General features: G+C 38.3%; 10 protein-coding genes and 1 riboswitch. Of the genes, 5 read left to right on the top strand and 5 right to left on the bottom strand.

Annotated elements, in window-relative coordinates; translation table 11 throughout:
- Positions 1–162 precede the first annotated feature (162 nt).
- A complete protein-coding gene (gene yegD, locus CTN01_RS06880; protein ID WP_045147836.1) occupies positions 163–1,515 on the top strand; it encodes a molecular chaperone in 1,353 nt (450 codons plus the stop codon).
- A 53-nt stretch (positions 1,516–1,568) separates the two neighbouring features.
- Here the strand turns inward: yegD and CTN01_RS06875 are convergent, their stop codons facing one another.
- From CTN01_RS06875 to CTN01_RS06865, 3 genes are all read right to left on the bottom strand, one after another.
- Positions 1,569–1,877 carry a high-potential iron-sulfur protein gene (locus tag CTN01_RS06875; RefSeq protein ID WP_045082927.1) on the bottom strand — a complete coding sequence of 103 codons (309 nt, stop codon included), beginning with the start codon at positions 1,875–1,877 and terminating at the stop codon, positions 1,569–1,571.
- 266 nt (positions 1,878–2,143) lie between these two features.
- Positions 2,144–3,538, bottom strand: coding sequence for an alanine/glycine:cation symporter family protein (locus CTN01_RS06870; RefSeq protein ID WP_045131801.1), 1,395 nt, complete (start codon positions 3,536–3,538; stop codon positions 2,144–2,146).
- Positions 3,539–3,615: 77 nt separating this feature from the next.
- A riboswitch (glycine riboswitch) is annotated at positions 3,616–3,708 on the bottom strand.
- Between the two features lie 363 nt (positions 3,709–4,071).
- A complete protein-coding gene (locus tag CTN01_RS06865) occupies positions 4,072–5,397 on the bottom strand; it encodes a glycoside hydrolase family 18 protein (RefSeq protein ID WP_052666559.1) in 1,326 nt (441 codons plus the stop codon).
- 497 nt (positions 5,398–5,894) lie between these two features.
- Between CTN01_RS06865 and CTN01_RS06860 the strand changes: the two genes are divergently transcribed.
- From CTN01_RS06860 to CTN01_RS22990, 3 genes are all read left to right on the top strand, one after another.
- Positions 5,895–6,596 (top strand): AraC family transcriptional regulator, encoded by a 702-nt coding sequence (locus CTN01_RS06860; RefSeq protein WP_045147835.1) that lies wholly within the window; start codon positions 5,895–5,897, stop codon positions 6,594–6,596.
- Between the two features lie 87 nt (positions 6,597–6,683).
- Positions 6,684–7,025: a J domain-containing protein gene (locus CTN01_RS22995; RefSeq protein ID WP_249033679.1), complete on the top strand. Its 342-nt coding sequence runs from the start codon at positions 6,684–6,686 to the stop codon at positions 7,023–7,025.
- 209 nt (positions 7,026–7,234) lie between these two features.
- Positions 7,235–7,588: a hypothetical protein gene (locus tag CTN01_RS22990; RefSeq protein ID WP_052666558.1), complete on the top strand. Its 354-nt coding sequence runs from the start codon at positions 7,235–7,237 to the stop codon at positions 7,586–7,588.
- Positions 7,589–7,718: 130 nt separating this feature from the next.
- On the opposite strand, the gene CTN01_RS06850 is transcribed toward CTN01_RS22990, so the two are convergent.
- Positions 7,719–10,811, bottom strand: a complete 3,093-nt coding sequence (locus CTN01_RS06850; RefSeq protein WP_080896160.1) for an efflux RND transporter permease subunit — start codon at positions 10,809–10,811, stop codon at positions 7,719–7,721.
- 1 nt (position 10,812) lies between these two features.
- Entirely contained in the window at positions 10,813–11,964 is a 1,152-nt protein-coding gene (locus CTN01_RS06845) for an efflux RND transporter periplasmic adaptor subunit (RefSeq protein WP_045147827.1), read from the bottom strand.
- A 134-nt stretch (positions 11,965–12,098) separates the two neighbouring features.
- On the opposite strand from CTN01_RS06845, the gene CTN01_RS06840 reads away from it, so the two are divergent.
- Complete coding sequence (locus CTN01_RS06840) at positions 12,099–12,707, top strand: TetR/AcrR family transcriptional regulator (RefSeq protein ID WP_045127069.1); 609 nt, start codon at positions 12,099–12,101, stop codon at positions 12,705–12,707.
- Positions 12,708–12,725: the final 18 nt, after the last annotated feature.

Raw genomic sequence — 12,725 nt, 5'->3', positions numbered from 1 at the left:
AAATAACATTGCATCGTAAAGTTACAAAATGACACTATTTTGTCGAATGTTAGCGCTATTTTGCTGATGGATAGACGTAAAGATATAGCGTAAATAACTCAATGAAAAGCCTATGTTGATGGGGTATTATTGCTGGCTTTATTATTGCTTTGAGTGTTTCAAATGTTTATTGGATTTGATTATGGGACTGCGAATTGTTCAGTCGCAAGAATGGTAAATGGTAACCCCGAACTGTTACCGCTAGAACACAATAATCATTTTATTCCATCAACATTGTGTGCCCCAACACGAGAGGCGGTATCAGAGTATCTATATCGTTTTATGGGTATATCCCCAACAGACAGTGTTGGGGAGCAAGTTTTACGTCGTGCAATGACTGTTAACCGTGAAGAAGATATTGAAATTTTCCGTGGTGATTTACAATTCGGTGAAGCCGCACTGAATACGTATTTGTCTGATCCTGAAGAAGTCTATTACGTTAAATCACCTAAATCTTTTCTTGGTGCCAATGGCTTACGTGACGCACAGATCAGTTTTTTTGAAGATCTTGTATGCGCTATGATGGCGAATATTAAACGTAATGCAGAGCAGCATCTTCAATCAGATATTACTCAAACAGTGATTGGTCGTCCGATTAACTTTCAAGGAACAGGGGGGGAAGCAGCAAATATTCAGGCTGAAAAAATTCTCTCTCAAGCTGCAAAACGCGCTGGTTTTAAAGATGTTTCGTTCCAGTTCGAACCTGTTGCTGCTGGATTAGAATTTGAATCAACATTAACTGAGAATAAAACAGTACTTGTGGTTGATATCGGCGGCGGTACTACAGACTGCTCGCTGATAGAAATGGGGCCTAAATGGATTAATGAGCAAGATAGAACACAGTCTCTATTGGCACATAGCGGACAGCGTGTGGGTGGGAATGATTTAGACATTCATCTTGCTTTTAAACAATTGATGCCAGAATTTGGTTTAGGGAGCAAAACTGCACGAGGCATTGATATGCCGTTTAATCAATTTTGGAATCCTATCGCGATTAATAATGTCGCGGCACAAACTGAGTTTTATTCTGAGGCTAATTTACGTGCGTTGGAAAAGTTACGTTATGACGCTGCAGATCCTGCAAAACTAAGCCGTCTTATTCATGTTTATCATGAAACCTTGGGTTACCAAATTGTACGACGTGCTGAAGAAGCTAAAATAGCGTTATCCGATCAAGATAAATATCGTGTTGATATGGCAATAATCAACGACTTATTTGCAGTCGACATTACCGCTAAACAATTTGCAGAAGCCATCGAAACTCCAACAGATAAGATGCGTGATCTTGTCGTGGAAGTGTTAGCGCAGAGTAATAAAAAACCAGATGTGGTGTTTATGACAGGAGGAACCGCGCGTTCTCCAATTTTGAGACATTGTATTGAGCAGCAGTTGCCAGATATTCCTATTGTAAGTGGTAATTTCTTTGGTTCAGTTACAGCAGGATTAGCACGTTGGGCTGAACGTTGTTACCGTTAATTTCATGATAAGAATAAAAAGGCCTTTGATATGGCCTTTTTATTTGAAAAGAGTTAGGCAGGTTTAGGGGCGTAAGCAGAACACCACCCTTTAGCATTAACAAGCTTACCAGGGAATATTTTACATGGGCGCCATGCTGCGCTTGCATCACCTTCAATAAGCATACAGCTATTACAATTACTGTCGCCTTTGGAGGACTCGTTAACATAACTTAGAGCTTTTGCCTGTGGATCATCGATAGACAAATGTGGAAGTTCAGCTGCATGAGCCGGTTTTACTAATAGCTTGCTTCCAATACTCAGACCAATAACTCCACCAACAGTTAATTGTAAAAAGCGCCGACGTGAAGATTGATTTTTCATTGCAATGTCCTTTTTTAAGCATATGAGTTTCAACTCATTTAACTTATTAATTATTAAAGTAGGGGATAATCAATAAGTCACCTACGCAGTATCTACTAATTATAGAGAGCGATGGATAAAGCTGTTTGTTTAATCTACTTATAGATTAAATCAATATTACCTAAGTAATGTCAAAAAAGATGATTTTTGCTGTGTTAAAAGTAAGGAAAGAGAGAAGTATGAGCCTCACAGCCGTGCGGCTCATAGATATTCTATTTAATAGTGCTTTATAGTGCGGAAATAGGTTGGCTATTATCTTGCTTTAATTTTGTGAAAAAAGCCTGTGTTTCAGCAATGACTACGTGGCGTAATACAACTAGACCAATAAGGTTAGGGATCGCCATTAAGCCATTAACGATATCCGCAATTACCCAAATCATATCTAGCTGCATGAAGGCGCCGCCAGCGATAAGTACAAGGAAAAATAACTTGTAAGGTAAAATTGCTTTCACACCAAAAAGGTAAGTAATACAACGTTCACCATAGTAATTCCAACCTAAAATAGTTGTAAAGGCAAAGAACATTAAGCCAACAGAAACCATTAATGGGCCGTAATAGCTCGAATGTAGGCCTTCTGCAAAAGCATGCGTTGTCATTGCTGCACCTGCAAAATCAGAAGACCAAGCGCCAGTAACAATTAATGTTAGACCTGTCATCGTACAGATAATCACGGTATCAAAGAAAGTGCCTGTCATAGAGATAAGACCTTGACGCACACAGGATTCAGTTTGTGCCGCAGCCGCTGCAATAGGTGCACTACCTAAGCCTGATTCATTTGAGAATACCCCGCGTGCAATACCTGACTGAATAGCAAGCATGATCCCAGCACCTACAAAACCACCTGTAGCGGCATGTCCTGTGAATGCAGATTCAATAACTAAGCTAATCGCATTTGGAATGGCGTCAAAATTACTCGCTAATACACTGATACAAGCAATGATGTAAAAACCAGCCATGAGTGGAACAACTGTACTAGCAACACTGGAGATTGATTTAATACCACCAAGGGTCACTGTCGCAACCAATACGGTTAAAATAACAACGGTGATTTCTTTCGGTACATTGAAAGAAAGCTGTGCGGCTTCAACAATGGCGTTCGCTTGTGGGAAAGTACCAATACCAAAACATGCAACACCAACAGCAAAAAGTGCGAATAGTTTCGCGAGCCATTTGCTACCAACACCTTTTTCGATGTAGTACATTGGGCCGCCTAATATTTGGCCATTACTGTCAACTTCGCGGTATTTTACCGCTAATAAACATTCTGCATATTTAGTAGCCATACCTAATACAGCTGCAAGCCACATCCAGAAAAGTGCCCCAGGGCCACCAAGTTTAATTGCAGTGGCTACACCAACAATATTACCTGTACCAATTGTTGCAGAAAGGGCAGTACATAGTGCGGCGAAGCTAGAAACATCGCCTTCACCTTTACTATCAGCATCTTTTTTGCCACCAAATACATAGCGCAATGCCAGTGGTAGATAACGGACTTGGATAAAACCAAGACGGATGGTTAAGTACAAGCCTGTACCAACTAGTAAGATCAGTAATGGCGGTCCCCAAACAAGACTGTCAAAGGTTTTAAGAAAATTAAAAATTGTATCGTGTAGTGGATTCATTATTCCTCCTTTAAACTTCAAAGGAAGAGATATAGAACAACATAAATGTTGGATGCAGATAATATCTGGTTGCTGCTCTTATCTCCTCTGTCCTTTTGCCTGAGAGTTTCACCCATATAGGGCTTGCTCCTTCGGCGCTCGATTTAACGAGTCTCTCCAGAGGCTCCTCCAACAACAGTCCATACCTATCGTAAAATACGACATGGTGCCTGAAAGATTTACGGTTTAATAAGTTGAGGGCTCAACTGCTTAAAACGCTTACTTCTTCGGCGGGCGTAAGAGATACCATCATGGTAATTTCTTTTGCCGCTCTCCTGCTGTCTTCATCGGAACTCATATTTCGGATTGCAATGTTAGGGGAATGAAATGTGATTGTCAGCAAAAAAATTGTGCAAACAGTGAAAAAATGTCTAAAAGTGAAAAAAATAAGCGGATGATGGGAACTGAAAATTTTGGGTGGATAAAAAATAAGCTTACTTATCGGGAAAATAAGCTTATTAGGACGTGGAATTAGTTTATATAAACAATAGTTGTTATTGCTTGAAGCTTTTGCTGAGTAATTTTATTAATTCATGGTTGTGATCTGATGTTGCTTCCCAACCAAAAACACCACCGAGATGATGTTTCTTCACATAATCAACTTTAGCTTGTAATGAACGCTTATCTTCAAAACTGATATATTCATTCTTCTTTTGGCTAAATAAGACGGCAGCTTCCGCCTTTTCGTCGTAATAGTATTGGTAACCCATTTTTTTATTGTTGATTAAATATTTCACAATATCGGAGTAGTTAAAATAACCAGGGTCTGCAATATCTGAACCTTTATCCATTGTCCCTTTACTACTTAGCCCTTCGAGTTTATCAGCAGAAGCGTTGTCGACACCTTTCCAGCCACGACCATAAAAGGGGCTACCAATAATGATCTTTTTTCTATCAACTCCTTGTTTTAATAAGGAGTTTACTTGGCTATCAACCGACATATCATCAGGTGTTAATGGTGTACTGTATAAATTACTATGGTGACCAACCGTAGGGCCCCAGCTGCCTAAAAAATCAAAGCTCATTAAGAATATTTGATCGAGATCTTGTGATACTTTTTTCCAATCAATACCGGGTAATGTTTTAGGTGCACCATTTACTGCTGCTGAAAGTTGGTAGGTACGCTTATTTTTTATACCTAATGTATTTAATTGGGTACGAAGTTCATGAATTAATTTTGTATATGCAAGACGTTCATTATCAACATTGTCAATACCTAAGCCTGATAAGCCATGTCCACCAGGGTATTCCCAATCGATTTGAATGCCATCGAAGAAATCATATTTTTGTATTAATTTTATAGCGCTATCAACAAATGTTTTTCTGTATTTATCGTTTAACGCCACAGTATGGAAAGGCTCTGATAATGTCCAACCACCAAAACTAGGAAGAATAGATAAATTTGGATTTTCGTCTGAAAGTAACCTTAGTTGACCAAAGTTACCATGGTAACCAACTTTACTTGATGTCTTACCTTTCAGTTTCATTTGAAGTGCAGCATAGTCATCTAAGACGATAGCTGTACCTATTGGCTTATTTTTACATTGGGTTTTCATTATTTTTTTGATGTTGTCGGGGGAAGCATCAACAGGTCCGCACACAGCAAGAAAGGCATAAATAATATGCGTTAAATCATTAACAGGAAGCATATTGGCGCTGTAAGGCGTTTTAGGGGTATACACTTTCCAATCTGGATAATAAGAAGCAATAACAGGTGATGAATGCTTTATTGTGTGGGCTGAAGCTTGATTAGAAAAAAAACAACTAACAAGAGTTGCCATAATAACGGAAAGATAATAATTCCGTGAGGAATAACGCATTGATAGATCCCTAATCGCGAAACATAAATTAATATCAAACATGTATACTATCGCTGTTTGTTTTTATTTAGTTATGTGAATTGTTATACATTATGACAAGGATCACAAAGATACACTAGAAAGCAAAATTTACATGTAAAATTTTGTATTAGAAATATGGTATTTGTTTTTTTTTTGCTACAAACTATTTCTGTTTTTTTTATACCGAATTGTCATGTATAAGTATGCTTAGAGATTAATTATGTTATAAAAGAGTTGCTGTTATTGCAAAATATACTAATGAAGCTATCAATTAATTACATCTAGAGAAAAATCATTGTCTCGTTGCTAATAATTAAGATCATGCAATATGACTGGATAAATTAGTGTTTATAACCATTATTAGCCATATTAATAAGTATCTAATAATTAATATCTGAGTAATTTAGGAACAATATTTTTTATAAAGGATGTTCATTAAAGAAATTTATTAAGAGAATAACCAAACAGGTGATGATGTGATTTGGGTAAATTGTTGTCATAAAGAAAAAAATACTAGTACCAAAGATATTCTTCTGCAATATCATAATCTCGTTGATGTATCGCCATTTGAAATACTATCAACAATGACTGGTTTTGAATTGATTTTTATTGAAATACAAGATTCACAATCAAATGGTTTCAAATTATTACGAACCATAAAGCAACGCTTTCCTGATGTGAAAATCGTTATTGTTTATCATGATTTAGATGCCGAATTGGCTGTTTCTGCTTTGCGAGCTGGTGCTGAGGATATTTTGTCGAGTAATACAATTCGTCAAAAAGTTGATGCTTGCTTAACACGTTTACATACCCATGATGATAATATGATAAATGTTGAAGATATTTCTCAGCGAGAACTTTCGATCCTTCCCGCTTTAACAATTATCGACAAAGATATCAGCGCTCCTTTACGGGAAGAAGAGTTAGCGAGTGCTTGTCAATTTTCATCAACATATTTCTCTCGTTTATTTCACAATATAATGGGAGTAACACTCAAGCAGTACATTATTAAAAAGCGGTTAGATTTAGCTTGTGGTCTCTTAAGTTCAGATCAAGAAAAAATATCAGCCGTTGCCTCATCTGCTGGATTTAAAGATGTTTCTTACTTTTCGCGAGTATTTAAAAAGCATATTGGTTGTTCCCCTGGTGAATTTCGTGCCAGTCGTCAAAAAAAATGAAATTTTTTATAGTAAATTTAATTAATAGTTGCCAATCGAAAATCTTCATTGCAGAGTATTTTAACGTCACCGTTACTAATATTCACAATGACAACATACCATGAACTGTTGGGAACAACAGAATACTCAACAACCAGTGATATCAGGAAACGTTATAAATTGTTATCTCATCGATTGCATCCTGATAAATCAGGTTCTGTTATTTTAATGCAATTAATTTATCATGCTTATAATGAAGTATTATGTGGTAATGGTAATAAGCATTGCGAATTAATCCATATTAACCATGACAAAATATTATTAACAAAGAAGTATGCTGAAAAATTAAAGCAAGAGTTAGAACTTCAAAAAATTAATAATATCGAATTAGAAAAACAAATCTTAGAATTAAGAAAAAAATTAGATCATCAATCGTGTGAGAATAAATGATTAACGGAAACGTTAGAAAGGGAAAAAAGAAAAAATATTGTTAATACAGTACTGCCTTATGAAAATAAGGCGAAGGAAAAAAGATACCGAATAATTAAATTTGGATTAGCTATATCTTCTGTTGCATTGAATATCGGATTAGCCGTCGCTGCAATAACACTTTTAAATTCAATGATACTAAAAAGATAACTTCAAAGATAGAAAGTAGGTTGATAGAACCAGTTGTAACTCCACAAAAAGTTGCTGTTGAAGAGCGTATTCCACCTAAGCCAAAATTAACAGCACATCGACCGTTAGAGCTAACACAAGTAGTGGGAGAATGGAGTTTATTCCAACCAATAGATCAGCCACCTTACATTGCAATACGTAATCAAGCAGGTTCTTACATTGTACAGCGCTGTGATCTCCATTTTTATTATTATGCCAATATGACTCAGCAACGAACGTCATTACCCGCAAATTTGCGCTTTATGCATCAGCAGCAGAATTTTTTGGTTTATAGCATAGATTATGGGATAGGGACAGAACGGGATCACTGGTTAATAGTCAAAGTATTAAAATAAATAGAGAGTATTTTTCTAATAAATCTTTTTTGAATTCTAACGAAGTACTACAACAGTATTGTGGTAGAGGGTAGCTTATAGATAAAGCCCAATGTCTCACTTGAAGTGATAAACATTGGGCTTTGTTTTATTAGGCCGTTTGTAATGGCATTACATGTTGCTGCTTACGTTTCATCAATAGCGTAAAAGCTGCAGGCACAAAGTAAAAAGAAAGTAATGTGGTCAATACTGTGCCGCCAGCAATGGTGACGGCAAATGGAGGCCAAAAACCACCACCTTCTAACATCAGAGGAATAAATCCACCAACGGTTGTAATCGTGGTTGATGTTATATGTCGAGTGCAACTCATTACGGCAATATGAATGGCCTGTTTATCACCATTTATTGCGTTAGGATCCGCTTTTAGTTCGGAAAGAATGACAATAGCGGCATTGATCGCCAAACCGATTAAGCCGAGTAAACCAATAATGACTGTAAAGCCAAACGGATAATTAAACAGCCATACTGAGAGCAGCCCTAGCCCTGATGCCATAAAGCCAACGGTGAAAATGATCAAACTTAATCTAAAGGAATTAAATGAAATCACAACCACCATAATCATGAGAGTAAATACCATGGATAGATTGGCGATGAGGTTACCAACAGACTTATCTCGCTCTGCAGATTCACCCCCAATTTCAACGGTATATCCAGCGGGTAATGTCTTCATATATTGATTGAGTTTTACTTTAAATGCATTCAATGCTGTTTGCGGTAAAACACCTGCTTCTAAATACCCTTCAATAACATTAATGCGTTGACCATTTCGATGTGGTATAGCGCCACGTGTTGGGGTCAGTGATAGATCTGCTATGGATGAAATAGCAATACCTGAAAACTGATCACTTGCATGGTTATTAACCACTGGAATATGAAGGTTTGCTAAGTTCGTCATATTTTCGCGAGAGAGGTTATCCACTCGAACACGAATAGGGATTGCTTCTGCCCCTTCGATAATATTGCCGTTAGTGATCCCGATCAGTGATGCTTGCAAGAGATCCGCGATTTGAGTGAGGTTTAAACCGCTTAATTGGCTGGCTTGTTCATTCACATCCACACTGACTTTCGGTAAACCTGATAATAATGTTTCACGGGTATGCGTAACATTTGGCGTACTCGCCATCAATAAACGGATATCTTCACCAATGGTTTTCAATTTATCAAGGTTATTGCCGTATAAACGTACTTCAAGTGGCGCATTAAACGGAGGGCCTTGTTCTAACTTACGAATTAAAATTTGTGCCTCTGGGATCGCTTTATCTAATTGCTTTTGCAGTTTAGGGATCAGCGTATTAGCAACTTTAAAGTTATTGGTTTTGATCATCGCCTGAGCAAAGTTAGGTGTGCCTTGTTGGTTGGCGACCATGTTGTAGTAAAACGAGGGAAAATTAGTCCCAATTAACCAATTAACTTGTTCGATATCCTTATATTTATTAAGTAAGTGATCTATTTTTTTCGTGGTTGCTTCCGTTGCATTAATACTCGCTTGTGGCGGTAAAAACACTTGGATCTCGAACATATCACGATCAGAAGGTGGGAAAAATTGTTCGGTTAACTGAGATGCACTCCAGATACCAACAAAAGGTAATACTGACATTGTAATAAGCGCTAATAACGGACGCTTAATTGCCATTTTTACGGTATTGCCAAATACATTCGCAAGCCAAGGTAGGGTTAATCCTGTTTGGTACCATGCATTATGTTGGGTTTGTTTAGGAAGCCAACGCGCAGCGAAACCTGCAACCAGAGTATGAGCAATAAGATAAGAACCTATCAGAGAAAAAGATACGGTAATAGCAATAGCACCTACAAATTCACCGGCAGGACCTGGCATTAGGAAAATAGGGGCGAAGGCAAGAATGGTTGTTAGTGTTGAACCGAGTAATGGTATCCATAAATGCTGAATAGCTTTTAAGGCTGCATCGATTCGTTCAAGACCTTTCTTACGATAATGTTGAATAGTATCTACCATTACAATTGCATTATCGACCATGATCCCAAGCGCAACAATTAACCCCGTTACCGACATTTGGTTCATCGGTAACCCCGTAAAATGCATTAAAGCGAGGGTGAATAAGCAAGTAAGTGGTAATGAAAGTGCCACAATAAATGCAGAACGGATCCCTAGCGTAATAAATAATACGATTAAAATAAGCGAGAAGCCGAGCAATAAATTTTGGGCTAAACCAGTAAGGCGAACTTGGGTATAACCTTGCTGCTCAAAGATACGATTGAGTTTTATATTACTCGGAAGCTCTTGTTCAAATTGAGTCAGAAAATGATTAACGCTCTTTGTCCATTGATCAACGCGTAGATGAGGCTGCATACGCGCAGCAACAATAACAGCGAGCTTTCCATCGATAACAGCTATCTCAGCTGCTGGGTTTGTTTGCTGACGTTGAATGGTGGCAATATTTTCTAGCCGTACAAGATGACCGTTACTATCAATAGTGATAGGTACTTGTCTTATACGATCAAGTGAATCTAAAGAGTCTGCTATTTCTAGACTAAATCGGCTTTGTCCATTTACCAGTTCACCGGCAGCATTTTTTGCATCTGCACCTTGTATGGCAGAAGAAATCGAAATGGCTGAGCGTCCTAATGCGCTAACGGCAACAGGATCAATTTTTACCACAATTTCTTCTTCTGGTAAGCCATATTCATCAACAAACTCTGTACCATTGAGCGCACGTAGGCGGTTACCTAATTCAATCGCATAACGGCGTAGAGTGAGTAAATCAGTGGGAGAGTGACCTTGCCATGTCAGCGCTGTAATAACGGTAAAGGCATAAGAATGATCGCTGTCTAAATTAGGTACAGAAGCACCGTCTGGTAAATTCGGTGTGATATCAGAGAGTTTATCTCTTGCATCAGACCATACTGGTTCTGAATCTGTAACGCTGTCTTTTAGCTCGATACTAACCAGCGAGATTCCCGGACGAGAAACCGATGTGATGTTATTAATATCATCTATTTGTCTTAGTTTATTTTCAATTTTCTCGGTAACTAAGGCTTCAACACGTTCAGCCGTTGCCCCTGGATAATGAGTTATAATGGAAGCGTTACGATTGTTAATAATTGGGTCTTCAGCTCTTGGCAACGAAGATAAGGCAGAAAGACCACTGACAATCAATAAAGCGACAGCCAAAGCCAGTAGGCGAGTATTAGAAAGAATACGTTTCATATTAAGCCCCATTATCGTCAATTAATGCTGGCTTGGTGGCTGTTTTTTGTTTCGGTGTTACGCTTGGGTTTATTGTTACGATTTGGCCTGGTACTAAACGATGTAACCCCGTTGCGATAATCTGTTCGCCTTCATCAACGGCACCTTGGATATAGGCTTTATCATTTGCCGCATAGAGGAGTTGTACTGAGCGTCGTTCAACTTCCGGTCCCGCACCATTTTCAACAACCGCAAAAATATTCCATGTACCGCGAATACCATCAGTTAATGCTGATAAGGGAATCCAAAACCCTGCTTGCTGTTGTGTATCGTTGTAATTGAGATACGCTAATTCACCATTAATAACATTGGCATTCGTTGGCAATGAAAACCGGAAATTTATTGCACGACTATTAAGGTTCACGGTAGCACCCGGATTGAGCAAAGTGACAGGGTATGTATCTTTACCCACCCGCACTGTCCATGTTTTTTGTTGGGTCACGCCTTGTACCTTGTCGATAGGAATACCGATATGTACTTCTTTGTTTTTATTCGCCAGTAGAGTAACAGTAGGAGATCCTGCGTTTACAACATCGCCATGGGAAACATGACGTGCGCTAATAACCCCACTGTAGGGGGCAATAATGGTGGATTTCACTAACCGTAGTTGGTTTGCTGCAAGGGTCGCTGAGAGTTGACGATAGTTCGCTTGAAGCTCTTTACGTTGGCTTGTCAGGCTATCTATATCCGATGCCGCGCTAAAGCCTTTGGATTTTAGTGATTTTTGGCGTTTTAAATTAGCATTAACTAACTCAAGTTGTGCTGATATTTGAGCTTGTTGGGCTTTTAATTGGTCGGCTTCAGTTGCAAGTAATAAAGTATCGAGCGCTAAAAGAGGATCACCTTGCTGAACTGTGTCACCAACATTGACATAAATACTATCGATTTTACCGCTGAGTTCAAAGCCAAGGTTGGCCTGTTGACCCGCTTGAACAAAGCCGACGTATTCACGCTCAATCGCAAAATCTTGTTGTTGCTTGAGTTGATAGGTGTCTACATTAAGCAATTGTAATGATGCTTTATTTTCCTCTTTTGCTGGCGCATCACACCCAGTTAGCGTAGCTGTGCTCATTATCAAACATAACGCTAAAGAAGATTTGGTTATCCGTTGCATTACTGGCTATCCTAATATTAAACTAGACTGATAAGTCCATATGATTAAAAAGTATACCATTCAAACTGGACTGTCTAGTTTGATTGTGTGTATTTATGTAAATAATTAGCATTTATGTGCTTGTAGGTGGAAAATTGCTAACAGCAAGAAGTAAATTAAAGAAACAACAAATATTAGATGCGGCGACTGAGCTATTTACTCAACATGGCTATGCGATTTCTATGGATAGCATTGCATTGGCTGCGAATGTTTCTAAACAAACGGTTTATGCGCATTTCAAAACTAAAGATGATCTGTTTGAAACTTGTATTCGCGCTAAATGCATGGAAAGCCAGATGGATAAATTGCCATTGGATGATGGAAGAAAGGCACGAGATGTATTGTGTGATTTTGCTAAACGTTTTCAAACGATTTTACGAACAGAAGAAGCTATTCTGACTTATAGAACAGCGATTCGTCAGTTAGAATCGCATCCTGATCTGGCTAAAGTGTTTGTCTCTGCCGGACCTGAAACCACCATCGAAATGTTGGCTCAATATTTATCTGTTCAACAGCAACAAGGTGTGTTGAGTTTTTCAATTTCAGCCTCTGATGCAGCGATGCAGTTATTATTAATGTTGCATGGTCGAATGGTATTTTTAGCGCAACTAGGTCAACCTTGTGATATGACAGAGCAAGAAAATGATGCTTATATCGAAAGCTGTGTTGATTTATTTATGACAGGTTACGCCGCAGAAAAATAACGATAAACGATTAAGAAG

This window comes from Photobacterium angustum (assembly GCF_003026365.1).
Lineage (GTDB): Bacteria > Pseudomonadota > Gammaproteobacteria > Enterobacterales > Vibrionaceae > Photobacterium > Photobacterium angustum.
The sequence above is the reverse complement of the archived record's forward strand: the minus strand, read 5'-3'. Positions and strand labels throughout refer to the sequence as shown.